This is a genomic window from Burkholderia pseudomultivorans (assembly GCF_902499075.1).
Taxonomy (GTDB): domain Bacteria; phylum Pseudomonadota; class Gammaproteobacteria; order Burkholderiales; family Burkholderiaceae; genus Burkholderia; species Burkholderia pseudomultivorans.
This window is the reverse complement of sequence record NZ_CABVPP010000014.1, coordinates 1-24,855: the sequence shown is the minus strand read 5'-3', so window position 1 is coordinate 24,855 and position 24,855 is coordinate 1. Positions and strand designations below refer to the sequence as shown.

27 protein-coding genes are annotated in these 24,855 nt (G+C 66.8%); 23 read left to right on the top strand and 4 right to left on the bottom strand.

Annotation, left to right across the window (positions count from 1 at the left end; all coding sequences use genetic code 11):
• Positions 1-68: 68 nt before the first annotated feature.
• The 17 genes from urtA to BST28156_RS12210 all read left to right on the top strand — a co-directional run bounded on the left by urtA (position 69) and on the right by BST28156_RS12210 (position 13,767).
• Positions 69-1,376: an urea ABC transporter substrate-binding protein gene (gene urtA / locus BST28156_RS12295; RefSeq protein ID WP_040126802.1), complete on the top strand. Its 1,308-nt coding sequence runs from the start codon at positions 69-71 to the stop codon at positions 1,374-1,376.
• 114 nt (positions 1,377-1,490) lie between these two features.
• Positions 1,491-3,110, top strand: coding sequence for an urea ABC transporter permease subunit UrtB (urtB, locus tag BST28156_RS12290; RefSeq protein WP_174902297.1), 1,620 nt, complete (start codon positions 1,491-1,493; stop codon positions 3,108-3,110).
• Between the two features lie 72 nt (positions 3,111-3,182).
• On the top strand, positions 3,183-4,367 hold the full coding sequence (gene urtC, locus BST28156_RS12285; protein ID WP_174902296.1) for an urea ABC transporter permease subunit UrtC: 1,185 nt from the start codon (positions 3,183-3,185) through the stop codon (positions 4,365-4,367).
• Positions 4,364-5,221: an urea ABC transporter ATP-binding protein UrtD gene (gene urtD, locus BST28156_RS12280; protein ID WP_060242409.1), complete on the top strand. Its 858-nt coding sequence runs from the start codon at positions 4,364-4,366 to the stop codon at positions 5,219-5,221. Before urtC ends, urtD begins: the two co-directional genes overlap by 4 nt.
• Positions 5,222-5,225: 4 nt before the next feature.
• The gene (urtE, locus tag BST28156_RS12275; RefSeq protein WP_174902295.1) at positions 5,226-5,918 is read left to right on the top strand and encodes an urea ABC transporter ATP-binding subunit UrtE; all 693 of its coding nucleotides are present in this window, start codon (positions 5,226-5,228) and stop codon (positions 5,916-5,918) included.
• 79 nt (positions 5,919-5,997) lie between these two features.
• Positions 5,998-6,873: an urease accessory protein UreD gene (locus tag BST28156_RS12270; protein WP_060242405.1), complete on the top strand. Its 876-nt coding sequence runs from the start codon at positions 5,998-6,000 to the stop codon at positions 6,871-6,873.
• Positions 6,874-7,098: 225 nt separating this feature from the next.
• Positions 7,099-7,401 (top strand): urease subunit gamma, encoded by a 303-nt coding sequence (gene ureA / locus BST28156_RS12265; protein ID WP_009689813.1) that lies wholly within the window; start codon positions 7,099-7,101, stop codon positions 7,399-7,401.
• A 10-nt stretch (positions 7,402-7,411) separates the two neighbouring features.
• Positions 7,412-7,717, top strand: coding sequence for an urease subunit beta (locus tag BST28156_RS12260; RefSeq protein ID WP_009689814.1), 306 nt, complete (start codon positions 7,412-7,414; stop codon positions 7,715-7,717).
• A 35-nt stretch (positions 7,718-7,752) separates the two neighbouring features.
• A complete protein-coding gene (ureC, locus tag BST28156_RS12255) occupies positions 7,753-9,459 on the top strand; it encodes an urease subunit alpha (protein ID WP_009689815.1) in 1,707 nt (568 codons plus the stop codon).
• A gap of 19 nt (positions 9,460-9,478) precedes the next feature.
• Positions 9,479-10,090: an urease accessory protein UreE gene (gene ureE / locus BST28156_RS12250; protein ID WP_174902294.1), complete on the top strand. Its 612-nt coding sequence runs from the start codon at positions 9,479-9,481 to the stop codon at positions 10,088-10,090.
• Positions 10,077-10,757, top strand: a complete 681-nt coding sequence (locus tag BST28156_RS12245; protein WP_174902293.1) for an urease accessory protein UreF — start codon at positions 10,077-10,079, stop codon at positions 10,755-10,757. Before ureE ends, BST28156_RS12245 begins: the two co-directional genes overlap by 14 nt.
• Before the next feature lie 16 nt (positions 10,758-10,773).
• Positions 10,774-11,421, top strand: coding sequence for an urease accessory protein UreG (gene ureG, locus BST28156_RS12240; protein WP_174902292.1), 648 nt, complete (start codon positions 10,774-10,776; stop codon positions 11,419-11,421).
• A 142-nt stretch (positions 11,422-11,563) separates the two neighbouring features.
• Positions 11,564-12,049, top strand: a complete 486-nt coding sequence (locus tag BST28156_RS12235) for an Hcp family type VI secretion system effector (protein WP_009689819.1) — start codon at positions 11,564-11,566, stop codon at positions 12,047-12,049.
• Positions 12,050-12,062: 13 nt separating this feature from the next.
• Positions 12,063-12,581, top strand: a complete 519-nt coding sequence (locus BST28156_RS12230; RefSeq protein WP_174902291.1) for a DUF2778 domain-containing protein — start codon at positions 12,063-12,065, stop codon at positions 12,579-12,581.
• Positions 12,562-12,861 (top strand): hypothetical protein, encoded by a 300-nt coding sequence (locus BST28156_RS12225; protein ID WP_174902290.1) that lies wholly within the window; start codon positions 12,562-12,564, stop codon positions 12,859-12,861. Before BST28156_RS12230 ends, BST28156_RS12225 begins: the two co-directional genes overlap by 20 nt.
• Before the next feature lie 70 nt (positions 12,862-12,931).
• Positions 12,932-13,501: a hypothetical protein gene (locus BST28156_RS35070; RefSeq protein ID WP_367651227.1), complete on the top strand. Its 570-nt coding sequence runs from the start codon at positions 12,932-12,934 to the stop codon at positions 13,499-13,501.
• On the top strand, positions 13,447-13,767 hold the full coding sequence (locus BST28156_RS12210; protein ID WP_367651226.1) for a hypothetical protein: 321 nt from the start codon (positions 13,447-13,449) through the stop codon (positions 13,765-13,767). The genes BST28156_RS35070 and BST28156_RS12210 overlap by 55 nt, the downstream gene beginning before the upstream one ends.
• A 91-nt stretch (positions 13,768-13,858) precedes the next feature.
• On the opposite strand, the gene waaA is transcribed toward BST28156_RS12210, so the two are convergent.
• The 4 genes from waaA to BST28156_RS12190 form a co-directional block, all read right to left on the bottom strand.
• A complete protein-coding gene (gene waaA, locus BST28156_RS12205) occupies positions 13,859-15,208 on the bottom strand; it encodes a lipid IV(A) 3-deoxy-D-manno-octulosonic acid transferase (RefSeq protein WP_174902289.1) in 1,350 nt (449 codons plus the stop codon).
• A 37-nt stretch (positions 15,209-15,245) separates the two neighbouring features.
• A complete protein-coding gene (kdoO, locus tag BST28156_RS12200; RefSeq protein ID WP_009691394.1) occupies positions 15,246-16,130 on the bottom strand; it encodes a Kdo hydroxylase KdoO in 885 nt (294 codons plus the stop codon).
• A 25-nt stretch (positions 16,131-16,155) separates the two neighbouring features.
• Positions 16,156-17,151: a lipopolysaccharide heptosyltransferase I gene (gene waaC, locus BST28156_RS12195; protein WP_174902288.1), complete on the bottom strand. Its 996-nt coding sequence runs from the start codon at positions 17,149-17,151 to the stop codon at positions 16,156-16,158.
• Between the two features lie 174 nt (positions 17,152-17,325).
• Positions 17,326-18,720, bottom strand: a complete 1,395-nt coding sequence (locus BST28156_RS12190; RefSeq protein WP_174902287.1) for a phosphomannomutase/phosphoglucomutase — start codon at positions 18,718-18,720, stop codon at positions 17,326-17,328.
• 242 nt (positions 18,721-18,962) lie between these two features.
• Here BST28156_RS12190 and BST28156_RS12185 point away from each other — a divergent pair, with 242 nt between their 5' ends.
• The 6 genes from BST28156_RS12185 to BST28156_RS12160 form a co-directional block, all read left to right on the top strand.
• Positions 18,963-20,219 carry a lipopolysaccharide biosynthesis protein gene (locus BST28156_RS12185; RefSeq protein WP_174902286.1) on the top strand — a complete coding sequence of 419 codons (1,257 nt, stop codon included), beginning with the start codon at positions 18,963-18,965 and terminating at the stop codon, positions 20,217-20,219.
• Positions 20,216-21,040: a glycosyltransferase gene (locus BST28156_RS12180; RefSeq protein ID WP_174902285.1), complete on the top strand. Its 825-nt coding sequence runs from the start codon at positions 20,216-20,218 to the stop codon at positions 21,038-21,040. The genes BST28156_RS12185 and BST28156_RS12180 overlap by 4 nt, the downstream gene beginning before the upstream one ends.
• 43 nt (positions 21,041-21,083) lie before the next feature.
• On the top strand, positions 21,084-22,220 hold the full coding sequence (locus tag BST28156_RS12175) for a glycosyltransferase family 4 protein (protein ID WP_060242390.1): 1,137 nt from the start codon (positions 21,084-21,086) through the stop codon (positions 22,218-22,220).
• A gap of 15 nt (positions 22,221-22,235) precedes the next feature.
• Positions 22,236-23,258, top strand: coding sequence for a UDP-glucose 4-epimerase GalE (gene galE / locus BST28156_RS12170; RefSeq protein WP_174902284.1), 1,023 nt, complete (start codon positions 22,236-22,238; stop codon positions 23,256-23,258).
• Between the two features lie 27 nt (positions 23,259-23,285).
• Positions 23,286-24,389: an MraY family glycosyltransferase gene (locus tag BST28156_RS12165; protein WP_174902283.1), complete on the top strand. Its 1,104-nt coding sequence runs from the start codon at positions 23,286-23,288 to the stop codon at positions 24,387-24,389.
• Between the two features lie 107 nt (positions 24,390-24,496).
• A partial coding sequence (locus BST28156_RS12160) for an NTP transferase domain-containing protein (RefSeq protein WP_174902282.1) occupies positions 24,497-24,855 on the top strand: 359 nt, incomplete at its 3' end.

Sequence of the window (24,855 nt, the reverse complement as noted above, 5' to 3'; positions counted from 1 at the left end):
GCCTTGCGTAACCCCGACGGTAGGCGCCGCAACGGCGCACGCACAACCAACACGTCAAGGGGCATCCGATGAAACGACGCAGTCTGTTGAAGTTCGGTTCGATGGCCGGCGCGCTCGCGCTGGCGGGCAAGAGCCCGTTCGCGCACGCGGCCGATGCGGGCACCGGCCCGATCAAGGTCGGCATCCTGCACTCGCTGTCGGGCACGATGGCGATCTCCGAAACGTCGCTGAAGGACACCGCGCTGATGACGATCGCCGACATCAACAAGAGCGGCGGCGTGATGGGCCGCAAGATCGAGCCGGTCGTCGTCGATCCTGCATCGAACTGGCCGCTGTTCGCCGAGAAGGCGCGCCAGCTGCTCACGCAGGACAAGGTCGCCTGCGTGTTCGGCTGCTGGACGTCGGTATCGCGCAAGTCCGTGCTGCCCGTGTTCGAGGAACTCAACGGACTGCTCTACTACCCGGTGCAGTACGAAGGCGAGGAAATGTCGCGCAACGTGTTCTACACGGGCGCCGCGCCGAACCAGCAGGCGATCCCTGCCGTCGAGTACCTGATGAGCGCGGAAGGCGGCGGCGCGAAGCGCTTCTTCCTGCTCGGCACCGACTACGTGTATCCGCGCACGACCAACAAGATCCTGCGTGCGTTCCTGAAATCGAAGGGCGTGAAGGATGCCGACATTCAGGAGGTCTACACACCGTTCGGCCACAGCGACTACCAGACCATCGTCGCGAACATCAAGAACTTCTCGCAGGGCGGCAAGACGACCGTGGTGTCGACGATCAACGGCGATTCGAACGTGCCGTTCTACAAGGAACTCGGCAACCAGGGGATCAAGGCGACCGACGTGCCCGTCGTCGCGTTCTCGGTCGGCGAGGAAGAGCTGCGCGGGATCGACACCAAACCGCTGGTCGGCCATCTCGCCGCATGGAACTACTTCATGTCGGTGAAGAACCCGACCAACACGAAGTTCAAGGATCAGTTCGCCGCATGGGTGAAGGCGAACAACCTGCCGGGCGGCGCAAAGCGCGTGACCAACGACCCGATGGAGGCGACCTACGTGGGCATCCATATGTGGAAGCAGGCCGTCGAGAAGGCGAAGAGCACCGACGTCGACAAGGTGCGCGTCGCGATGATCGGCCAGAGCGTCGCCGCGCCGTCCGGTTTCACGCTGTCGATGGACGGCAACCATCACCTGCACAAGCCGGTGATGATCGGCGAGATCCGCGGCGACGGGCAGTTCAACGTCGTGTGGAAGACGAAGACCGCGATCCGTGCGCAACCGTGGAGCCCGTTCATCGCCGGCAACCAGGGCAAGCCCGACATCGTCACGTCGATTCCGGCGTTCCTGCGGCGGCAGCGCGCGGCGCTGGCCTGATGCGACGCGGCGCGTTGCGCGAGTGCGCGACGCGCCGGGAATCGCGCAATGCATCGCCGACACCACCCCACCGTCGCACGAGTTCGCTCCCCCACGCCTGACCGGATGCCCTTCATGCCTACACGCCTACGCCGAGTTGCCGTCGCGATCGTCGCGTGTGCCGCCCTTGCGGGCAGCCTGCCGCGTGCCGCGTTTGCACTGACGGCCGCCGACACCGCCGCGCTCGCCGGCGACGACTTCGACGCAAAGACGGCCGCGATCGAACGGCTCGCCGCCGATCCCGATCCGCGCGCCGTCGCGCTGCTCAATGCGCTGTCGAACGGCGACGCGCTCGCGACCGGCGACGGCCGCCTGCTGATCCAGACCGGCGACACCGCGCACGACGCGCTCACGCAGGCCGCGACGCCGGCGGGCGACGCGCAGCCGGTGATGCTGAACAACCTGCTGCGCACGAAGATCGCCGGCGCGCTGTCAGGCCTCGCGCTCGCGTCGCCCGACGTCGCGACGCGGCGCGACGCGATCGACGCGCTGCTGAAATCGCCCGATCCCGCACTGAAGCCGATGATCGATCGCGCCCGCGCGAAGGAAACCGATCCCGCGTTGAAGCGCCGGCTCGACGCGCTGTGGGCGATCGCCGCGCTGCACGACGCCGATCCCGCGAAGCGCCTCGAAGCCGTGCAGATCGTCGCCGCGCGGCGCGACCTCGACATGATCGAGCCGTTGCGCCCGCTCGTCGCGAAGAACGCGGACGGCAGCTTCGCCGAGCCCGACGCGCGCGTGCGCGATGCCGCGCAGCAGGGACTCGATGCGCTGCACGCGCTGCAACGGCGCGGCGAGATCGCCGGTACGCTGTTCGCGGGCCTGTCGCTCGGCAGCGTGCTGCTGCTCGCGGCGCTCGGTCTGGCGATCACCTACGGGCTGATCGGCGTGATCAACATGGCGCACGGCGAATTCCTGATGATCGGCGCGTACGCGACCTACGTCGTGCAGACGCTGATCCAGCGCTACGCGCCGGCCGCGTTCGACTGGTATCCGCTCGTCGCGGTGCCAGTGTCGTTCGCGGCGGCCGCGCTGGTCGGCATCGTGCTCGAACGGCTCGTGCTGCGGCACCTGTACGGCCGCCCGCTCGAGACGCTGCTCGCGACCTTCGGCGTGAGCCTGATCCTGATCCAGGCGACGCGCATGCTGTTCGGCGCGCAGAACGTGCAGGTCGCGAACCCGTCATGGATGAGCGGCGGCGTCGCCGTGATGCAGAACCTGATTCTGCCGTACAACCGCCTCGCGATCCTCGCGTTCGCGCTCGCGGTCGTGTTCGTCGCGTGGGCCGTGCTGACGAAGACGCGGCTCGGCCTGTTCGTGCGCGCGGTCACGCAGAACCGCCGGATGGCCGCGTGCGTCGGCGTAAAGACCGCGCGTGTCGACGCGTACGCATTCGCGTTCGGCGCGGGCATCGCGGGCCTCGGCGGCTGCGCGCTGTCGCAGATCGGCAACGTCGGCCCCGACCTCGGCCAGAACTACATCATCGATTCGTTCATGGCGGTCGTGCTCGGCGGCGTCGGGCAGATCGCGGGCACCGTGCTCGGCGGCTTCGGGCTCGGCCTCGTCAGCAAGGCGATCGAACCGTTCTGGGGCGCGGTGCTCGCGAAGATCGCGGTGCTCGTGATGATCGTGCTGTTCATCCAGAAACGTCCGCAGGGCATGTTCGCGCTGAAGGGACGCAGCGCGGAGGCCTGACATGACCCAACCCGCACGCATGCGTCGCGCCCCGGGGCGCGGCGCCGCAACAGCCTGTCACGGAGCGCCGGCATGACTTCCTTCACAAACACGCTGTCGAATCGCGCGGCCTCGACGCCCGCCCCGTCGGCGGCGCGCAATACGACCGAATTCGCGCTCGGCCTGCCGCCGCGCCCCGCGCTGCTGTCGCGCCGCGCGTGGCTCGCGCTCGTCGCGCTGTGCGTCGCGATCGGCATCGGCGTGCCGCTGGCGGCACTCGTCGCGCCCGAGTCGAGCGCGTTTCATCTGTCCGCCTACACGATGACGCTCGTCGGCAAGCTGATGTGCTACGCGATTGCCGCGCTCGCGCTCGATCTCGTATGGGGCTACTGCGGCATCCTGAGCCTCGGCCACGGCCTGTTCTTCGCGCTCGGCGGCTACGCGATCGGCATGTACCTGATGCGCGAGATCGGCCGCGACGGCAAATACGGCAGCGACCTGCCCGACTTCATGGTGTTCCTCGACTGGCACCGGCTGCCGTGGTACTGGAGCGGCACGCAGCATCTGGCGGTCGCGCTGCTGCTGGTCGTGGTCGTGCCGGCCGTGCTCGCGTGGGTGTTCGGCTTCTTCACGTTCCGCTCGCGCGTGAAGGGCGTGTACCTGTCGATCATCACGCAGGCGATGACGTTCGCCGCGATGCTGCTGTTCTATCGCAACGAGACGGGCTTCGGCGGCAACAACGGCTTCACCGACTTCAAGCGGATCGCGGGCTTCCCGATCACGTCGCCCGGCACGCGCACCGTGCTGTTCCTGCTGACGTTCGCGACGCTCGTGCTCGCGTTCGTCGCCGCGCGCGCGATCGTCGCGAGCAAGCTCGGGCGCGTCGTGACCGCGGTGCGCGACGGCGAGACCCGATTGATGTTCCTCGGCTACAGCCCGCTCGCCTACAAGCTGTTCGTGTGGACCGCGTCGGCCGTGCTGTGCGGGATCGCGGGTGCGCTGTACGTGCCGCAGGTCGGCATCATCAATCCCGGCGAGATGTCGCCCGGCAACTCGATCGAGATGGCGATCTGGGTCGCGGTCGGCGGGCGCGGCACGCTGATCGGCCCGATCGTCGGCGCGTTCGCGGTCAACGGCGCGAAAAGCTTCTTTACCGCGTACTTCGCCGAATACTGGCTGTTCTTCCTCGGCCTGATCTTCGTGCTCGTGCCGCTGCTGCTGCCGCGCGGCATCGTCGGCCTCGTCGAAACCTCACTCGCGAAGGGGAAACGCGCATGAACGGCACCGCGCTCTATCAATTCACGCCGCCGCCCGAAGACGAGCTGCTCGCCGTCAGCGGCACCGCGTCGATGGGCCGCGTCGTGCCGCCCGGCATCGACACGTCGCACGGCACGATCCTCTATCTCGAGGACATCGAGGTCAGCTTCGACGGCTTTCGCGCGCTGAACAAGCTGTCGCTCGCGATCGACGCGGGCGAGCTGCGCTGCGTGATCGGCCCGAACGGCGCCGGCAAGACGACGATGATGGACGTGATCACCGGCAAGACGCGCCCCGACACGGGCAAGGTGTTTCTCGGCCAGACGCTCGACCTCGCGCGGATGAACGAGCCCGAGATCGCGCGCGCGGGCGTCGGCCGCAAGTTCCAGAAGCCCACCGTGTTCGAGCAGCACCCTGTATGGGAGAACCTCGAGCTGGCGATGCAGGCCGACAAGGGCTGGCTCGCGTCGCTGCGCGCGCGGCTCGACCGCACCGCGCAGGCGAAGATCGAGGAAACGCTCGCGCTGATCGGTCTCGAAGCGCATGCGTTCCGGCTGGCCGGCGAGCTGTCGCACGGCCAGAAGCAGCGGCTCGAGATCGGCATGCTGCTGATGCAGCGCCCCGCGCTGCTGCTGCTCGACGAACCGGCGGCCGGCATGACCGACCACGAGACGATGGAACTCGCGGAACTGCTGAACACGTTGCGCGGCACCTGCTCGATGATGGTCGTCGAGCACGACATGGAATTCGTCGCGGCGCTGGCGGGCGACACCGGCCGCGTGACGGTGATGGCCGAAGGCGCGGTACTCGCGCAAGGCACGCTCGAGCAGGTCAAGCGCGACGACGCGGTGATCGAGTCCTACCTCGGAAGATGATGCGATGCTGAAGATCGAAGCGCTGAACCAGTACTACGGCGGCAGCCATATCCTGCGCGACGTGACGCTCGCCGCCGACGACGGCAGGCTGACCGTGCTGCTCGGCCGCAACGGCGTCGGCAAGACGACGCTGCTGCGCTGCCTGATGGGCGTGGTCGCCGCGAAGAGCGGCACGATGTCGTGGCGTGGCACGCCGCTCGGCACGCTGCCGCCGTACGCGCGCGTCGCGGCCGGGCTCGCGTACGTGCCGCAGGGCCGCGACATCTTTCCGCGGCTGACCGTCGAGGAAAACCTGCTGGTCGGCGCGGCGAGCCGCAAAGCGCCGTCGAAAGTGCCCGACCGCATCTACGATCTGTTCCCGGTGCTCAAGGACATGCGCGCCCGGCGCGGCGGCGACCTGTCCGGCGGCCAGCAGCAGCAGCTCGCGATCGGCCGCGCGCTGATGAGCGAGCCGCAGCTGCTGATCCTCGACGAACCGACCGAGGGCATCCAGCCGTCGATCATCCAGGACATCGGCCGCACGCTGCGCCAGCTCGTCGACGAATCGAAGATGACCGTGCTGCTCGTCGAGCAGTATTACGAATTCGCGCAGTCGATCGCCGATCGCTACTGGGTGATGAGCCGCGGCGAGATCGTCGCGGGCGGCGATGCGCGCGACATGGAAGCCAGCGGCGTGCGGGAATTGATCGCGGTGTAGCGGTGCCGCCGTGCACGCCGCACACACATCGGTCGATGTTCTTGTAGCATCCACGCTTCGTGCTTTCCGATTCCGACCGATGTCCGCCTCCGACCCGCACACCACGCTGTCCCGCCCCGCCGTCGCCAAGTCCTGGCACGGCCGCCTCGAACTCGGCTTCGCACGGCACGGCGCACGCACCGCGCTCGTCCACCGGCTGCACGACGGCCCGCTGCGCGTGCAGCGCCCGCTGTACCCGGAAGGCGACGCGATCTGCCACGCGGTGATCGTCCACCCGCCGGGCGGCGTCGCGGGCGGCGACCGGCTCGACATCGACATCGCGCTCGGCGACGCCACGCACGCAGTGCTGACGACGCCCGGCGCGACCAAGTGGTACAAGTCGAACGGCCTGGACGCGACGCAGCGCATCGCGATCGCGGTCGGTGCGGGCGCGAAGCTCGACTGGCTGCCGCAGAACAACCTGTTCTTCGACGCTGCGCATGCTTCGCTCGACTTCACGCTGACGCTCGGCGCGGGCGCGAGCGCGATCGGCTGGGACGCGACACAGCTCGGCCGGCAGGCGGCCGGCGAAACATGGTCGGCAGGCCGCATCGCATCGACGTCGGCCTTCGTCGATGCCGACGGCCGGCCGCTGTGGACCGAGCGCGCGCGGCTCGACGCGCACGATCCGCTGCGCACGTCGCCGCAAGGCCTCGCCGGCTTCCCGGTGTACGGCACGCTGTGGGCGGCCGGAGCCGCATGCGACGCCGCGCTCGCCGAAGCGCTCGCCGAACGGATGCCGTTCGACGACACGCTGCGCGCGGGCGCGACCTGCGTGACGCCCGGCGTGCTGGTTGTGCGCGCGCTCGCCGCGTCGATGGAAGCGCTGCAACGCCACTTCACCGACTGCTGGCTCCATCTGCGCCCGATCGTGCACGACGTCGACGCGCGACCGCTGCGACTCTGGCAGACCTGAGCGCACCAGTTTGGCGCAGCGCGCGCCCCGACACCGCACCGGCCGCCCGCAGCCCGCACCACGACCGCGCATCGCGCCGCGTTGCGCCCGCATGGCACGGGCCTTGCTCCTTACATCTTCGATACACGACGCACGCAAAACGACGCAGTGCTACGATGAGCCGCGTTTTCGCACGACACTGCCGTGCACCGTCCGAGCATTACGTTTTCCTGAACGTTCGCCTTCATGAAACTGACTCCCCGAGAAAAAGACAAGCTGCTGATCTTCACGGCGGCACTGCTGGCCGAGCGCCGCCGCGCACGCGGGCTGAAGCTCAATTACCCGGAAACGGTCGCCTTCATCACCGCCGCGCTGATGGAAGCCGCACGCGACGGCAAGACCGTCGCCGAAGTGATGCACTACGGCACGACGCTGCTCACGCGCGACGACGTGATGGACGGCGTGCCGGAGATGATTCCCGACATCCAGGTCGAAGCAACCTTCCCCGACGGCACGAAGCTCGTCACCGTCCATCACCCGATTCCGTAAGGCACCGCGCATGATCCCCGGCGAAATCCTCACCGACGACGGCGAGCACGAACTGAACGCGGGCCGCGCGACGCTCGCGCTCGTCGTCGCGAACACCGGCGACCGGCCCGTGCAGGTCGGCTCGCACTATCACTTCTTCGAGGTCAACGACGCGCTGTCGTTCGATCGCGCGGCCGCGCGCGGCTTCCGGCTCAACATCGCGGCCGGCACGGCCGTGCGCTTCGAGCCGGGCCAGACGCGCACCGTCGAGCTCGTCGCACTGGCGGGCGAACGCGCCGTCTACGGTTTTCAGGGCAAGGTGATGGGGCCGCTCTGAGCGCGCCCGGCCCTTCTCTTCAGGAACAGCACGACATGACACTACGCTTGAGCCGCCGCGCGTACGCGGAGATGTTCGGGCCGACGACGGGCGACCGCGTCCGCCTCGCCGATACCGAACTGCTGATCGAGATCGAACGCGACTACACGACCTACGGCGAGGAAGTGAAATTCGGCGGCGGCAAGGTGATCCGCGACGGCATGGGCCAGTCGCAGCGCGTCGCCGCCGACGTGCCCGACACGATCGTCACGAACGCGGTGATCCTCGATCACTGGGGCATCGTGAAGGCCGACATCGCGATCAAGAACGGCCGCATCGCGGCGATCGGCAAGGCCGGCAATCCCGACATCCAGCCCGGCGTGACGATCGCGATCGGCGCGGCGACCGAGGTGATCGCGGGCGAAGGGCTGATCGTGACCGCGGGCGGCATCGATACGCACATCCACTTCATCAGCCCGCAGCAGATCGACGAGGCGCTCGCGTCGGGCGTCACGACGATGCTCGGCGGCGGCACCGGGCCGGCCACCGGCACCAACGCGACGACCTGCACGCCGGGCCCGTGGCACATGGAGCGCATGCTGCAGGCCGCCGACGGCTGGCCGATCAATCTCGGCTTTCTCGGCAAGGGCAACGCGAGCCTGCCGCAGCCGCTCGTCGAGCAGATCGCGGCCGGCGCGATCGGGCTGAAGCTGCACGAGGACTGGGGCACGACGCCCGCCGCGATCGACAACTGCCTGTCGGTCGCGGACGATACCGACACGCAGGTCGCGATCCACACCGACACGCTGAACGAAGCCGGCTTCGTCGAATCGACGGTCGCCGCGTTCAAGGGCCGCACGATCCACACGTACCACACCGAAGGCGCGGGCGGCGGCCATGCGCCCGACATCCTGAAAGTGTGCGGCGAGGCGAACGTGCTGCCGTCGTCGACCAATCCGACGCGTCCGTACACGATCAATACGCTCGAGGAACACCTCGACATGTTGATGGTGTGCCATCACCTCGATCCGTCGATCGCCGAGGATCTCGCGTTCGCCGAATCGCGGATCCGCCGCGAGACGATCGCGGCCGAGGACATCCTGCACGATCTCGGCGCGCTGTCGATGCTGTCGTCCGATTCGCAGGCGATGGGCCGCGTCGGCGAAGTGATCATCCGCACCTGGCAGACCGCGCACAAGATGAAGGTGCAGCGCGGCGCGCTGCCGGAGGACACGGCGCGCAACGACAACTTCCGCGCGAAGCGCTACGTCGCGAAATACACGATCAACCCGGCGATCACGCACGGCATCGCGCACGAAGTCGGCTCGATCGAGCCCGGCAAGTGGGCCGACCTCGTGCTGTGGGAACCGGCGTTCTTCGGCATCAAGCCGTCGATGATCCTGAAGGGCGGGATGATTGCGGTCGCGCAGATGGGCGACCCGAACGGGTCGATCCCGACGCCGCAGCCGGTTCACTACCGCGAGATGTTCGCGACGCGCGGCGGCGCGCTCGCGCGCACGTCGCTGACCTTCGTGTCGCAGATGGCGGCCGACGCGGGCATTGCGGAACGCTACGGCCTCGCGAAGCGAATCGTGCCGGTGCGCAACTGCCGCCGCGTGACGAAGGCCGACATGATCCACAACGCGTGGCGCCCCGCGATCAGCGTCGATCCCGAAACCTACGACGTGATCGCCGACGGCCAGTTGCTCACCTGCGAACCCGCGTCGGTGCTGCCGATGGCGCAGCGCTATTTCCTGTTCTGATTTCTTTGTTCCCTGTTCCATGCGCACCCTCGACAAACGCATCGCCCCGAACGTGAAACTCGCCGCGTCGCTGGTCGCGCGCGCACCGACGCTCACGCTCGCCTACGACGCCCGCTGCAAGAGCCGCCTCGCGGCGACGCTCGACACCGGCGAAGACGTCGCGGTGCTGCTGCCGCGCGGCACCGCGCTGCGCGACGGCGACGTGCTGGTCGCCGACGACGGCGCGCTCGTGCGCGTCGCCGCGGCGCCCGAGACCGTGCTACTGGTGCGCGCGGCCAATCCGCTGACGCTGATGCGCGCCGCATATCACCTCGGCAACCGCCACACGCCGGTCGAGATCGGCGACGGATACCTGAAGCTCGAGGCCGACCCCGTGCTCGCCGACATGCTGCGCCGGCTCGGCACGCAGGTCGAGGAAGCGAGCGCACCGTTCCAGCCGGAAGCCGGCGCGTACGGCGGCGGTCACAAACACGGGCACGACGCGACGTTCGCGGAGGACTACGCGCTCGCGCAGCAGGTGTTCGGCGAACACCACGGGCACTCGCACGATCACGATCACGATCACGATCACGATCACGATCATCAACATGGTCCGGGTTGCACGCACGGCCACGGCCATGACCACCACTGAACTCGTCGCGCTGCTGCATCTCGCGTCGCCGGCGCTGCCGATCGGCGCGTTCAGCTATTCGCAGGGTCTCGAAGCGGCGCTCGACGCGAACCTGATCCACGACGCGGACAGCGCGCGCGACTGGATCGCCAGCGGCCTGACCGACGTGCTCGCGCACGGGGAACTGCCATTCCTCGCGCACCAGCTCGCGCGCTGGCATGCGCACGACGCACCTGCGCTCGCCGCGGAAAACGCATGGTTCGTCGCGAGCCGCGAATCGTCGGAACTGCGTCGCGAGACCGAGCAGATGGGCTGGTCGCTCGCGCAGCTCTGCGCGTCGCTCGAATGGGGCGACGCCGCGCGCCGCGCGACGCTCGCGTCGCTGTCGCCGATCGCGCTGCCGACCGCGTTCGCCTATGCAGCCGCCGCGCACGACGCCGGTGCCGATGCGGTGCTCGCCGCCTATGCATTCGGCTGGGTCGAGAACCAGACGGCCGCCGCGCTGAAAGCCGTGCCGCTCGGCCAGCTCGCCGGCCAGCGCATCATCGTCGCGCTGCGCGGCGCGATCGACGCGGCCGTGCGCCGCGCGCTCGCGACGTCGGCCGATGCACTCAACACATTCGCACCGCAGCTCGGCATCCTGTCCGCGCGGCACGAAACCCAGTATTCGCGGTTGTTCCGCTCCTGAACCACGACGCCAGACCATGAACGCACCTGTTCCCTCGTCCATCCGCCGCACCAAGAAACTGCCGCCGCTGCGCGTCGGCATCGGCGGCCCCGTCGGCTCCGGCAAGACCACGCTGCTCGAAATGCTGTGCAAGGCGATGCGCGACCAGTACGACCTCGTCGCAATCACCAACGACATCTATACGAAGGAAGACCAGCGCCTGCTGACGGTCGCCGGCGCGCTGCCCGAGGAACGCATCATGGGCGTCGAGACGGGCGGCTGCCCGCACACGGCGATCCGCGAGGATGCGTCGATCAACCTCGAAGCGGTCGACCGGATGCTGTCGCGCTTTCCCGATGCCGACATCGTGTTCATCGAATCGGGCGGCGACAATCTCGCGGCGACGTTCAGCCCCGAACTGTCGGACCTGACGATCTACGTGATCGACGTCGCGGGCGGTGAGAAGATTCCGCGCAAGGGCGGCCCCGGCATCACGAAGTCCGACCTGCTGGTGATCAACAAGACCGATCTTGCACCGCTGGTCGGCGCGAACCTCGACGTGATGGCGTCCGATACGAGGAAGATGCGCGGCGAGCGGCCTTACGTGATGACGAACCTGAAGGCGCTCGACGGCGTCGCGGAAGTCGTCGCGTTCATCGAGAAGAAGGGATTGTTGACTGTTTGAATAACTGCCAAAACGGGACTGCGTAGCCTTTGCGCACGCAAAGGCGCGTGCGCCGCCAAAAGGGATCCCCAGCGACATTGTGAACCCGGTTGAGCTCGGCTAGCATCATTTCCTTACTTTTGCTTTTGGTAAGGATCTCGAAATGCCGATCCCCGCACACATGTGGCTCAAGGATGACGGCGGCGCCGCCATCAGAGGCTCGTCAACCGTCCAGGACCGCGAAGGCAGCATTGAAATCATCAGCTTCGGCCACGGTGTAAATCTGCCGGTTGACGGTGCCAACGGCAAGATCACCGGCAAGCGTACACATTCACCGGTTGCGTTCGAAAAGGAATTCGACGCGGCGACGCCGTATCTCTACAAAGCCGTGGCGACAGGGCAGACGCTGCAGTCGGCCGAGATCAAGTGGTATCGCATCAACGATGCGGGAAAAGAAGAAGCGTATTTCGTGATGCTGCTCGAAGGTGTCAAAGTCTGCGGCATCAATCCCGGTATGGCGAATACCAGATTGTCACAGGTGTCCGCGCTCAATCATCTCGAAGCCGTCTCGATGATGTATGAACGCATCACCTGGCATTATCTCGACGGCAACGTCAAATACACCGATTCGTGGAATGACGTCGGATAAGCGGAGGCAGTCAATGGCTTATACCGGTAGATTTCTGGTGAATAACGAGTTTTTGTCGCCGCTTACCATTGATGGTTTGGGGACGTTCGAGGCGTTCTCGGGCAACGGCATCTATCGGAATCGCGGGGGCTGTACGGCAGTACCCGATAACGGCCCGATTCCTGCCGGTAAATACTGGATCGTCCCACGTCCTACTGGCGGCGTGCGCTCCCAAGCATATGCGTGGATAAAAGATCAATGGAACACCTTACGGGGAAATGCGACCGATCACAGTGAATGGTTTGCACTGTATAGAGACGATGGGATGATCGATGATGAAACGTGGATTAATGGCGTTCAGCGCGGTCAATTCCGGTTGCATCCGGCAGGTGGTGAAGGCGTATCGCTTGGCTGCATTACCCTACCGAGCCGAGTCGATTTCCTGAGAATTCGTTCAGCCCTGCTGCATACCACACTGCTCCCAGCCAGGCATTCGGGGCTAGATGCGTACGGAGCAATTGAGGTCATCACGCATGGCGACATTTGCCCGTAGGCTGCTGAAGGGTTTGCTATTTATCGGACTATTTCTTATTTCAGTTCGCTATCTTCCGCTATCCAATGAGTGGACGCCCGCCGAAGCGCGCGCATGGTGGCGTGCTTCAGAATGGCTCGGCATTCCCGACCCTGACGACTTGTATTTCGCTGTATGGGTCACGATCGAACTGATCGCGACAATGCTCGCCTACATGGCGATCATGCGGGTGTGGCGACACTATCGCCGAAAAATCGGGTCGAAAAATAGTGACCGCGAACGACCGAATTCGCAGACCTAGCAATTGAAATCACCATGTATAGCAGCGCTTCTCGGTGGATTGGAGAATGTCTTGCTCGAGGCCGTCACATATGGCAACACTTGTCCGCAGGCTATCCAAGGTGGCTCTGTTTTTAGGCTTGTTTACCCTATCGATTCGGTATGTTCGCCCATACCCCTATGAATGGACCGAAAGCCAGACGCGCGCATGGCTGTACACATCGCAGGCGCTAGGCATTCGCGATCCCGAAGATTTTTATTTCATGGTGTGGGTAACTATCGAAACGGTCGCGGCAGTGCTCGCCTACATAGCGATCATCCGAATGTGGCGACACTATCGCAACAAAAAAATCCAAGTTGAGAAATGGCGGCCGAAGATGATCTCCCTTACCCGCGCGCTCTTGAAGGTTTTGCTATTTGCCGGCTTATTTCTTCTATCCGTGCGCTGCATTGGTCGCAACGGAGCGATGCCGGAAAGTGAAGCGCTTAGGTGGTTGAGCATTGCGCAACGCTTTGGCGTGCGCGAAGCGGACGATGTCCATATCCCCGTCATGCTGGCTCTTGATCTACTTGCAACAACGCTCGCGTATATGACCATCACGAAGCTATGGAAATACTTCCGAAGGAAAAAATCCATGTCGCGCAATTTCGCTCGAAAATAATCTCTCTTGTCGGAAGATTATTCAAGACCGCGCTATTTGCCGGATTGTTTTATCTCTCATTTCGTTATGTCGGACCATACCGTGAATGGACGCCATCCGAAGCGCGTGCATGGTGGCGCGCTTCGGATTGGCTCGGTGTCCGCAATCCCGAGGCGTTGTACATCGGCGTATGGATAACGCTCGAACTGATCGCGGCAGTGCTCGCCTACATAGCAATCGCGCGGATGTGGCAACACTATCGCGGAAACAAGCAGCTCGATAAATAGCACGAGAACAACCGCCCTTTCCCGCTCGCTTGTCGAAATCGCGCTATCTATCGGCGCCGAGCGCAACGCGCTCGAATGCCAGTCTCTACAGTTACTTGCCTCGATCGTCCTGCATCGAGCCTGCGTCCCGCTCGACCGGCGGCAGCAACGCCGCCAGCACCTCGACCGTACGCGCGGTCGCACCGCGGTGACGCGACGCAAATGCCGCGCCGGCCGCGCCCATCGCGATGCGTCGTGCGTTGTCGGCGAACAGCGCGTCGAGCACGTGCGCGAGATCGAGCGGATCCGCGACCTGCAGCGCCGCGCCGGCCGCGACCGCGTCGGCGGTCGCCTGCGTGAAGTTGAACACGTGCGGCCCGATCACGACCGGCACGCCGACCGCGCATGCCTCGATCAGGTTCTGCCCGCCGAGCGGCAGCAGGCTGCCGCCGATGAACGCGACATCGGACGCCGCGTAGTACGCGCCGAGTTCGCCCATCGAGTCGCCGAGCAGCACCGTCACGTCGTCCGGCAGCGGTTCGGCGGCAGCCGGCCGGCCGGCCGCAAGCGCGGCCGCGTCGGCCGCCCATACGGAGCGCCGCACGCACTTGAACCCTTCGCGCGCGGCCAGCGCCTCGACCTCGGCAAAGCGCTGCGGATGACGCGGCACCAGCACCAGCAGCGCGCCGGGCGTGCGCATCGCCGCGAACGCCTGCAGCACCAGCGCCTCCTCGTTCTCGCGCGTGCTCGCCGCGACCCACACCGGCCGCGTGCCGATCGCGGCGCGCCACGCGTGGCCGCGTGCCGCGAGTTCCGGCGGCGTCGTCATGTCGAATTTCAGGTTGCCGAGCACCGTCACGTTGCGCGCGCCGAGCGACGTCAGCCGTTCCGCGTCGGCCGGACTCTGCGCGAGCACGCGCGAGAAGCCGCCGAACACTTCATGCGCCGCCGCGCCGAACTTCGCGGCCCGCCGCGACGAGCGCGCCGACATCCGCGCATTGGTCAGCACGAGCGGCACGTCCGCGCGCCGGCACTCGTCGATCAGCGTCGGCCACACCTCGGTTTCCATCACGAGGCCGAGCGTCGGCCGCCATGCGCGCAGAAAGCGCCGCACGGCGCCCGGCATGTCGTACGGCAGGTAACAGCGCAGCACGCGGTCGCCGAAGATCTGCTCGCCGGTCGCGCGGCCGCTCGGCGTCATGTGCGTGAGCAGGATCCGTGCGTCGGGCCGCGCGCGCATCAGCGCGTCGATCAGCGGCTGCGCGGCGCGCGTCTCGCCGACCGATACCGCATGCACCCAGATCAGCGGCGCGCGATCGTCGGGCGAGCGGCCCGCGACATGGCCGAAACGTTCGCCGATATGCTCGCGATAGCCGCGCTCCTTGCGCGAACGCAAATAGAGCCGCACGACGGCGAGCGGCGCGACGAGCCACCATAGCGCGCGATAGATCGCCCTCAGCATGCACCCGTCCGGTCGAGGTGCGGGAAACGCGGCGCGCTCAAACCAGCGCCCTGCCGGTCAGGCGCTCGAGAATGCCGAGCGGCGCGCATTCGCGGCGCACCATCGCGTCGACCGGCAGGAAGAACGTCTGCTCGAGCATGAACTGGCCGGACATCACAGCGTGCGAAGTCTGGTCGGAGAAACATATCCACACGCTGCCCGGCGGAAACGGCATCGTCTGCTGCGGGCTGGTTTTCTGGTAGTCGAGATCGGCCTTCATGCTGTCGTGCAGGTTCAGCATCAGATGGTCGTATGCGCTGCGGGGCGACTTCGTCACGTGCAGCAGGTTCAGCAGCCACGCGGAGCCGGGCAGCTGCGGGCGGATCTTCGGCAGGAAACGCTTCGCGACGTCCTCGAACGGTTCGCCGACGCGCCATACGCGCGGCGCGCCGGCCGGGTTCACGTTGGCGAACACGCGCAGGATCCGCTCGCCGTAATTCGGCCGCGACGGAAACGCGTCGACGTGCAGCCGGCTGTCGTCCTTGCGCCACGACGTCTGGCGCGTCTCGACCTGCATCAGCCGCAGGCTCGTCGGCGCGACGCGCAGCTTGCCGCGGTATTCGGGAAACAGCCCGTCGACCAGCGTGCCGGCCTGTTGCTGGAAGCGCGCGACCAGCGCGCGCACCGCCGATTGCGTGACGCCGTCGCCGAGCACGCCGGCCAGCGCGCCGCCGTTCGGCGCGAGGCTGATGTTCTTGCGTTTCGGATCGGCGAGCGCCGGATCGAGCAGCGCTTCCTCGCCGCCTTCGATCGCGAAGCGCAGGTGCGGGAAATACAGCACCTTGCCCTCCTCGACCGCGGCCAGCAACTGCTCGCGCGGCGCCGACAGGTTGTGTCCGCTCCAGTCGGCGGACGGGACTTCGATGATCTGGGATTCGCTCATGATCGGTTCGCGTGTCTGACAGGCATTACAGGAGACCGAAGCCCGCGAGCGCCGACTTCACCTGCGCGATCGACGGGGGCTGCCCCGCCGTGCCGAGATTGACGACGTTCGGCGACCAGTAGCCGCCGGTCCGCCAGGCCGTCGCGAAATTGTACAGTTCGACCGTCGGACGCTTCAGCGCGGCCGCGATGTGAACCAGACCTGTGTCAACCCCGACCGTCGCCGCCGCGCCGTCGATCAGGCCGACCACGGCCGGCAGCGACAGTTTCGGCGGCACGATCGCGGCCGCGCCGAATTCCTTCGCGAGCCGCTCGCTGGTCGCGCGCTCCGCGTCGTTGCCCCACGGCAGCACGAGCGACGCGCCGCGCCGCACCAGCGCCTGGCCGAGCTCGATCCATGCGGCGTCCGGCCACTGCTTGTCGGCGCGCGACGTCGCATGGACGAACACCACGTACGGCACCGGCAGGTTCAGCCCGACCGCCGCGATCGCGCGCGACGCGTCGCGCGTGTCGAGACCGAAATCGACCGGATCGGCCGGCGTCGGCTCGGGATCGCCGAGCGCGGCCGCGACGAGTTGCCGCGAACGCTCGACCACGTGCGTGCGCGGCGCAATCGGCACGCGCTTGCGATAGAAGAAGCGCACCGGCCACTCGTAGCCCGCGCCGTCGGTACGGTTGCCGAGACCGACGAGCGGGCCGCGCGCCCAGCTCGCGACCCAGGCCGTCTTGATGAGGCCCTGGCAGTCGATCACGAGGTCGTAGTGCTCGGCCGCGAGTTGCTTGCGGAACGCCCGGATCTCGCGCCAGGTCGCAGCCGCGAATGGCTTCTTGCGCCAGCGGCGCAGCGAGAACGGCAGCACGTTGCGCACGCCGTCGACGAGCTTCACGAGGTCGACGAAACCTTCCTCGACGAGCCAGTCGATCTGCGCATCGGGATGGCGGCGCCGGATATCGGCGATCACCGGCATGTTGTGCACGACGTCGCCCAGCGACGACACGCGCACGATCAGGATCTTTTGCACGCTGAAAAAACGCCGGCTGGCAGCCGGCGACAGGCATAAAGGGGGGATTTTATCGCGCCCGGCCGCGCGAATTGACAAAAAGCGGCCGCACGCTCGCGCATGCGCCGCTTTTTCGGGATTGGCGCGACGACGGTCCGTGTCGTCGCGCCAGCGGCGGCCCAAGGCCGCCCGGACTCAGAACGGCAGCTTCACGTCCGGCTTCGCGGCCGTCAGCACGCGGCGGAAGTCGTCCTGGATGCGCTTGAGCCCTTCCTGCGTCTCCGCCTCGAAGCGCAGCACGACGACCGGCGTCGTGTTCGACGAACGCGCCAGGCCGAAGCCGTCCGGATACTCGACGCGCAGACCGTCGATCGTCACGACTTCGTCCGCGCCGTCGAACTTCGCTTCCTGCTGCAGCTTGTCGATCAGGCGGAAGTTCTCGCCTTCTTCGAGCTTCAACTGCAGTTCCGGCGTGCTCATCGCGTCCGGCAGCGCGTTCAGCACCGCGCTCGGGTCGGCCGTCTTCGCGAGGATCTCGAGCAGGCGTGCGCCCGTGTAGAGGCCATCGTCGAAACCGTACCAGCGATCCTTGAAGAACACGTGGCCGCTCATCTCGCCCGCCAGCGGCGCGCCCGTCTCGCGCAGCTTCGCCTTCACCAGCGAGTGGCCGGTCTTCCACATCAGCGGCTCGCCGCCCTTCGCCTTCACCCATTGCGCAAGGTGGCGCGTGCACTTCACGTCGTAGATGATCTGCGCGCCGGGGTTGCGCGACAGCACTTCCTCGGCGAACAGCATCAGCTGGCGGTCCGGATAGATGATCTGGCCGTCCTTCGTGACGACGCCGAGACGGTCGCCGTCGCCGTCGAACGCGAAGCCGAGCTCGGCGTCGGTATCCTTCAGCGCCTGGATCACGTCCTGCAGGTTTTCCGGGTGCGCGGGATCGGGGTGATGGTTCGGGAACGTGCCGTCGATGTCGGTGAAGCGTTCGACCAGCGTGCAGCCGAGCGCCTTGAACAGGCGCGTCGCGAGCGGGCCCGCGACGCCGTTGCCGGAATCGACCACGAGCTTCAGCGGGCGCGCGAGCTTGATGTCGCCGACGATGCGGTCGATGTACGCGTCGGCCACGTCGTGCTCTTCGTACGTGCCGCTGCCGCTCTCGAAGCGCTCGTCGACGATGCGGCGGTACAGCGCCTGGATCTGCTCGCCGTAGATCGCCGCACCGCGCAGCACCATCTTGAAACCGTTGTAGTCGGGCGGGTTGTGGCTGCCGGTGACGACGATGCACGAATCGATGCGGCGCTCGCCGCCTTTCAGCGCGAGCGGCACGCTCGCCGCGAAATAGCCGACCGGCGTGGGCACCATGCCGACGTCGACGACGTCGACGCCCGCCGCACGCAGCCCGTCGGCGAGCGCGCCGACGAGTTCCGGCCCGGACAGGCGACCGTCGCGCCCGACGACGACCGCATCGCCGCCCTGCGCGCGCACTTCGCTGCCGAACGCCCGGCCGATGCTGCGCGCCGTGTCGGCGTCGAGCGTCTTGCCGACCACGCCGCGAATGTCATATGCCTTGAAGATGGATTGGGAGATCATCGATTCTCTCTCGGTTCGTGCATGGAAAATGATTCTGGCCGCCTCTCGCCGGCGCCGCGCATCGCGCGGCAAGCCCTGCGGAACAAGGACCGGAGATCGCTGGAGCGATCCCGATCCCACTTATAATCGCGGGTTTTGATGACGCGTATTCCGCCCATTTTAATGCCTAGCCGTCCCGCCGCCGCCAAACCGCTGCCTCCGGGCGTCCTGCCAGCCGCTTCGCGCGCGTGCGGCGGCCCCGCATGCTGAAGCGCTTCGCCAACCCGGACGTCGCGAAAGCCGTCGCGAACCTCGTCTGGCTGGGGCTCGAACGGCTCACGCAGATCGGCGTCGCGATCGCGATCAGCGGCCTGCTGGCCCGTTATTTCGGGCCGGATGTGTTCGGCAAATGGCAGTATGCGAATACGCTGCTCCTCGTGCTGGCGCCGCTCACCTGGGTGTGCGGCGCCGAAATCCTGGTTCCGACCATCGTCCAGCGCCCGCCCGGCCAGCTCGGCGCGGTGCTCGGCAGCGCGTTCGCGCTGCGCATCGCCGTGTCGGCCGCCGCGCTCGTCGCGACCTGGATCGCGATCGCCGCCGGCGCGTTCGATCCGCTGGTCGGCGCGATGCTCGCGGGCCTCGCGGTCACGATGGTGTTCCGCGAGCCGTTCGTCGGCGTGATCAACGCGTGGCTGCAGAGCATGACCTACAGCAAGCCGCAGCTCGTGACCAGCATGCTCGCCGCGCTCGCGAAGGCGCTGCTCGTCTGGCTGCTGGTGCGCGCCGCCGCGGGCCCCGCGCGCTTCGCGTGGCTGTGGGCGCTCGAGGCCGCCGCGATCGGCTTCGCGCTGCTGCTGTACTACCGGCATCGTAACGGCGGCCGGCTCGGCTGGACGTTCGACACACCGCTGTTCAAGCATTTCGCGACGGCCGGCACCGTGTTCTGGCTCGGCCTGATCTGCATGTACCTGTTCCTGAAGCTCGACCGCCTGATGCTCGAGCGTCACGTGTCGTTTGCCGATCTCGGCCGCTACTCGGCCGCGCAGCAGCTCAACGAGAACTGGATCACGCTCGCGCTGATGCTCGCGCAGACCATCGCGCCGGCGTTCGTGTATCGCGTGCAGGACGTCGCGCGGCTGCGCCGCAACATCGTCCGGCTGATCGCGATGACGGCCGGCCTGATGACGGCCGGCGCGCTCGTGCTCGACGCCGCCGCGCCGCTGATCGTCGGCAAGGTGTTCGGGCCCGGCTACGAAGCGTCGGTCGACATCTTCCGCTGGGCCGTCTGGCTGTCCGTGCCGGCCAGCATCGAGGCGATAGGCAATCTTATCGTGCTCAAATATCAAGCAAAATTCGTGTTGCTGTCGAAATGGGTGCTCGCGCTCGCGATCGCCGCCCTCGTCAACCTGCTCGCGATTCCGCGGCTCGGCCTGTACGGCGCGCTCGTCGGGCTGGCGGCCGGCTATCTGGCCGCCGCCGCCGTCAATTTTTATTACATTCGTTTCAAGCTGCGCCCATGACGCCTCCCGATTCCGCGCCCCCGCTCGACGACGTGGCCGTGCTGATGCCGGCCTACAACGGGCACGACGACGTCGTGCGGACCCTCGCGTCGTTTCGCGAGGACGCGCGCGTGCACGTGCTGATCGTCGACGACGGCAGCACGCCGCCGATCGTCGCGCCCGATCTGCCGGGCCTGTCGATCGACGTGCTGCGCATGCCGCAGAACGGCGGCATCGAGCGCGCGCTCGAAGCCGGCATCGACGCGCTCGCCGCGCGCGGCTTCCGCTACGCGGCCCGCATCGACGCGGGCGATCTCGCCGCGCCGCAGCGCCTCGCGAAGCAGCGCGCGTATCTCGACGCGCATCCGCGTGTGGCCTGCGTCGGCATGTGGACGCAGGTCGTGTCGCGCGCCGGCGAGCCGCGCTTCATGCTGATGCCGCCCGCCGATCCGCGCACGCTGCGCCGCACGCGCTTCCTGCGCTCTCCGCTCGTGCATCCGTCGGTGATGCTGCGCATCGACGCCGTGCGCGAGGTCGGCAACTATCGCGCGAAATACCGCGCGGCCGAGGATCTCGATCTTTTTTTACGGTTAATGCAACGCTACGATTGCGCGAACCTGCCCGAGCTCGGCCTCTATTACGAGCTCAACGAGGGCGGGATCAGCGCGACGAAGCGCCGCCGCCAGCTCGTGTCGACGCTGGCGCTGCTGCTGCGCCATTTCAACGCGCTGAACCCGTACGACTGGGCCGGCCTCGCCAAGAACCTGCTGCATTTCGTGACGCCGTACCGTACGTTGCAGCGGATCAAGCAGACGCTGTTTGCCGCGCGGCCGTCGGCCTGACGCGTTTTCGGCATTTTCGACCGCTTTATTTTTTCTTTTTTTCATGACCGCCACCCCTTCGCTGCGCATCGCGCTCGTCTGCAACACGGCCTGGGCGATCTACACGTATCGCCACGGGTTGATCCGTGCGCTCGTCGCGCGCGGCGCCGAGGTGATCGTGATCGCGCCGCACGACCGCACCGTGCCGCTGCTCGAGCAGATGGGCTGCCGCTACGTGGCGCTCGCGGTCGCGTCGAAAGGCACGAGCCCGCGCGAGGATCTCGGCACGCTCGCCGCGCTGTTTCGCCATTACCGCGCGCTGAAGCCCGATCTCGTGTTCCATTACACGATCAAGCCAAACATCTACGGCTCGGTCGCCGCGTGGCTCGCGCGCGTGCCGTCGATCGCGGTCACGACCGGGCTCGGCTACGTGTTCATCCAGAAAAGCCGCGCGGCAAGCGTCGCGAAGCGCCTGTACCGGTTCGCATTCCGCTTCCCGCGTGAAGTCTGGTTCCTGAACCGCGACGACCTCGCGACCTTCACCGACGAGAAGCTGCTCGCCCACCCCGAGCGCGCGCAGCTGCTGCACGGCGAAGGCGTCGATCTCGAACAGTTCGCGCCCGTGCCGCTGCCGGCCGGCGACGCGCCGGTGTTCATCCTGATCGGCCGCCTGCTGTGGGACAAGGGCGTGCGCGAATACGTCGAGGCGGCGCGCAGCGTGCGCGCGCGTCATCCGCACGCGCGCTTCCAGCTGCTCGGGCCGCTCGGCGTCGACAATCCGAGCGCGATCGGCCGCGCGGACGTCGATGCATGGGTGGCCGAAGGTGTCGTCGAGTATCTCGGCGAGGCGCACGACGTGCGCCCGCATATCGCGGCGGCCGACTGCGTCGTGCTGCCGTCGTACCGCGAAGGCGTGCCGCGCACGCTGATGGAGGCGTCCGCGATGGGACGCCCGATCGTCGCGACCGACGTGCCGGGCTGCCGCGACGTCGTCGCCGACGGCGAGACGGGCTTCCTGTGCCGCGCGCGCGACAGCGCGAGCCTCGCGGAGCAACTGATCCGCATGATCGAACTCGGCACGGCCGGACGCGACGCGATGGGTGCGCGCGGCCGGCAGAAGGTCGCCGCGGAATTCGACGAGCAGCAGGTCGTCGAACGCTACCGGCGTACCATCCACTCGTTGACAGGCATCACACTCTGAAGGAGCGCATCTGCAATGACCGCTAAAGGCACCATCCTCGTTACCGGCGGCGCGGGCTACATCGGCTCGCACACGGCCGTCGAGCTGCTCGACAACGGTTACGATGTCGTGATCGTCGACAATCTCGTCAACAGCAAGGCCGAATCCGTGCGTCGCATCGAGCGGATCACCGGCAAGACGCCCGCGTTCCACCAGGTGGACGTGTGCGACGAAGCCGCGCTCGCGAAGGTTTTCGACGCGCATCCGATCACCGGCACGATCCATTTCGCGGCGCTGAAGGCCGTCGGCGAATCGGTCGCGAAGCCGCTCGAGTATTACCAGAACAACATCGGCGGGCTGCTCGCGGTGCTGAAGGTGATGCGCGAGCGCAAGGTCCGGCAGTTCGTGTTCAGTTCTTCGGCCACCGTGTACGGCGTGCCCGAGCGCTCGCCGATCGACGAATCGTTCCCGCTGTCCGCGACGAACCCGTACGGCCAGTCGAAGCTGATCGCCGAGCAGATCCTGCGCGATCTCGAGGTGTCGGACCCGTCGTGGCGGATCGCGACGCTGCGCTACTTCAATCCGGTCGGCGCGCATGCGAGCGGGCTGATCGGCGAGGATCCGGCCGGCATTCCGAACAACCTGATGCCGTACGTCGCGCAGGTCGCCGTCGGCAAGCTGGAGAAGCTGCGCGTGTTCGGCTCCGACTACCCGACACCGGACGGCACCGGCGTGCGCGACTATATCCACGTCGTCGATCTCGCGAAGGGGCACATCGCCGCGCTCGACGCGCTCGTGAAGCGCGATGCGAGCTTCGTCGTGAACCTCGGCACCGGGCAGGGCTATAGCGTGCTCGAAGTCGTGCGCGCGTTCGAGAAGGCGTCGGGCCGTCCCGTGCCGTACGAGCTCGTCGCGCGACGCCCGGGCGACATCGCCGAGTGCTACGCGAACCCGCAGGCCGCCGCCGACATCATCGGCTGGCGCGCGACGCTCGGCATCGAAGAAATGTGCGCCGACCACTGGCGATGGCAGGAGGGGAACCCGCGCGGTTTTGTATAATCCGCTGTCCATTTTTCGAGCGATCCCATGCTCAGCTTCGCGTCCGGCTTTATCGTCTCCCTGCTCGTCACGCTGTTCATCGTGCGCTACGCGCATTTGCACGAGAAATTCTCGATCGACAGCGATCTGGCCGGCGTGCAGAAATTCCACGTGCGGCCCGTGCCGCGTGTCGGGGGCATCGGGATCCTCGCCGGGGTCGTCATCGCCGCGCTGATCCTGTCCCGGCGCTATCCGACGATCGCCGGCAGCATTCTCGGGATCGTCGCCTGCGGGATGCCGGCGTTCCTGTCGGGGCTCGTCGAGGACCTGACCAAACGCGTATCGCCGCGCGCGCGGCTGCTGTGCACGATGGGCGCTGCGGCGTTCGCGTTCTGGCTGATCGATATCCGCGTCACGCGCATCAGCGTGCCGCCGCTCGACTTCCTGCTCCATTACGTCGCCATTTCGGCGTTCGTCACGGTGCTCGCGGTTGCCGCGCTCGCGAACGCGATCAACATCATCGACGGCTTCAACGGCCTCGCGTCGATGGTCAGCTTCATGATGTTCGCGTCGCTCGCGTATGTCGCATTTCACGTGAACGATCCGGTCGTGATGTCCGCGTCGATCATCATGATGGGCGCCGTGCTGGGGTTTTTCCTGTGGAACTTCCCGGCCGGATTGATTTTCCTCGGCGATGGCGGCGCGTATTTCATCGGGTTCATGCTCGCCGAACTCGCGATTCTGCTGGTGATGCGCAATCACGAGGTGTCCGCGTGGTATCCGGTGCTGCTGTTCATGTACCCGATCTTCGAGACGTGTTTCTCGATCTACCGGAAGAAGTTCATCCGCGGGATCTCGCCGGGGATTCCCGACGGCGTGCACCTGCACATGCTCGTGTACAAGCGGCTGATGCGCTGGGCCGTCGGCACGCAGCATGCGCACGACCTGACGCGGCGCAACTCGCTGACTTCGCCGTATCTGTGGCTGCTGTGCCTCGTCGCGGTGATTCCCGCGACGCTGTTCTGGCGGCACACGGTGCATCTGTTCGTGTTCGTCGTGCTGTTCGCGCTGACCTATGTGTGGCTGTATATCAGCATCGTGCGGTTCCGCGCGCCGCGGTGGATGGTGGTGAGGAAGCATCGGCGCCATTGAGGGACACAGCGTCATCTGTTCTCAGACAGCAGCTTCGAGGCAAAAGAGTTCTCTAGAAAAAAGCCTTCGGTGCAAACCCCTATGACATCACCTAACAAGCTGGCGCCATGAATATCGTGATTTTGGCGGCAGGCACCGGCAAGCGCATGCGTTCCGCGCTGCCGAAAGTGCTTCATCCGCTGGCCGGCAGGCCGCTCCTCTCCCACGTCATCGCGACCGCGCGCACGCTGCAGCCGTCCCGGCTCGTCGTCGTCGTCGGGCATGGCGCCGAGCAGGTCCAGGCCGCGGTCGCCGCACCCGACGTGCAGTTCGCGGTGCAGGCCGAACAGCTCGGCACCGGCCATGCGGTACGCCAGGCGCTGCCGCTGCTCGATCCCGCGCAACCGACACTCGTGCTGTACGGCGACGTGCCGCTCACGCGCGCGTCCACCCTGCATCGCCTCGCCGACGCGGCCCGCGACGGCCG

Bases quoted from the DNA above. Each gene is read 5' to 3' on its own strand.
- urtA (WP_040126802.1), top strand. From the start codon at position 69: ATGAAACGACGCAGTCTGTTGAAGTTCGGTTCGATGGCCGGCGCGCTC.
- urtB (WP_174902297.1), top strand. From the start codon at position 1,491: ATGCCTACACGCCTACGCCGAGTTGCCGTCGCGATCGTCGCGTGTGCC.
- urtC (WP_174902296.1), top strand. From the start codon at position 3,183: ATGACTTCCTTCACAAACACGCTGTCGAATCGCGCGGCCTCGACGCCC.
- urtD (WP_060242409.1), top strand. From the start codon at position 4,364: ATGAACGGCACCGCGCTCTATCAATTCACGCCGCCGCCCGAAGACGAG.
- urtE (WP_174902295.1), top strand. From the start codon at position 5,226: ATGCTGAAGATCGAAGCGCTGAACCAGTACTACGGCGGCAGCCATATC.
- BST28156_RS12270 (WP_060242405.1), top strand. From the start codon at position 5,998: ATGTCCGCCTCCGACCCGCACACCACGCTGTCCCGCCCCGCCGTCGCC.
- ureA (WP_009689813.1), top strand. From the start codon at position 7,099: ATGAAACTGACTCCCCGAGAAAAAGACAAGCTGCTGATCTTCACGGCG.
- BST28156_RS12260 (WP_009689814.1), top strand. From the start codon at position 7,412: ATGATCCCCGGCGAAATCCTCACCGACGACGGCGAGCACGAACTGAAC.
- ureC (WP_009689815.1), top strand. From the start codon at position 7,753: ATGACACTACGCTTGAGCCGCCGCGCGTACGCGGAGATGTTCGGGCCG.
- ureE (WP_174902294.1), top strand. From the start codon at position 9,479: ATGCGCACCCTCGACAAACGCATCGCCCCGAACGTGAAACTCGCCGCG.
- BST28156_RS12245 (WP_174902293.1), top strand. From the start codon at position 10,077: ATGACCACCACTGAACTCGTCGCGCTGCTGCATCTCGCGTCGCCGGCG.
- ureG (WP_174902292.1), top strand. From the start codon at position 10,774: ATGAACGCACCTGTTCCCTCGTCCATCCGCCGCACCAAGAAACTGCCG.
- BST28156_RS12235 (WP_009689819.1), top strand. From the start codon at position 11,564: ATGCCGATCCCCGCACACATGTGGCTCAAGGATGACGGCGGCGCCGCC.
- BST28156_RS12230 (WP_174902291.1), top strand. From the start codon at position 12,063: ATGGCTTATACCGGTAGATTTCTGGTGAATAACGAGTTTTTGTCGCCG.
- BST28156_RS12225 (WP_174902290.1), top strand. From the start codon at position 12,562: ATGGCGACATTTGCCCGTAGGCTGCTGAAGGGTTTGCTATTTATCGGA.
- BST28156_RS35070 (WP_367651227.1), top strand. From the start codon at position 12,932: ATGGCAACACTTGTCCGCAGGCTATCCAAGGTGGCTCTGTTTTTAGGC.
- BST28156_RS12210 (WP_367651226.1), top strand. From the start codon at position 13,447: ATGGAAATACTTCCGAAGGAAAAAATCCATGTCGCGCAATTTCGCTCG.
- waaA (WP_174902289.1), bottom strand. From the start codon at position 15,208: ATGCTGAGGGCGATCTATCGCGCGCTATGGTGGCTCGTCGCGCCGCTC.
- kdoO (WP_009691394.1), bottom strand. From the start codon at position 16,130: ATGAGCGAATCCCAGATCATCGAAGTCCCGTCCGCCGACTGGAGCGGA.
- BST28156_RS12190 (WP_174902287.1), bottom strand. From the start codon at position 18,720: ATGATCTCCCAATCCATCTTCAAGGCATATGACATTCGCGGCGTGGTC.
- BST28156_RS12185 (WP_174902286.1), top strand. From the start codon at position 18,963: ATGCTGAAGCGCTTCGCCAACCCGGACGTCGCGAAAGCCGTCGCGAAC.
- BST28156_RS12180 (WP_174902285.1), top strand. From the start codon at position 20,216: ATGACGCCTCCCGATTCCGCGCCCCCGCTCGACGACGTGGCCGTGCTG.
- BST28156_RS12175 (WP_060242390.1), top strand. From the start codon at position 21,084: ATGACCGCCACCCCTTCGCTGCGCATCGCGCTCGTCTGCAACACGGCC.
- galE (WP_174902284.1), top strand. From the start codon at position 22,236: ATGACCGCTAAAGGCACCATCCTCGTTACCGGCGGCGCGGGCTACATC.
- BST28156_RS12165 (WP_174902283.1), top strand. From the start codon at position 23,286: ATGCTCAGCTTCGCGTCCGGCTTTATCGTCTCCCTGCTCGTCACGCTG.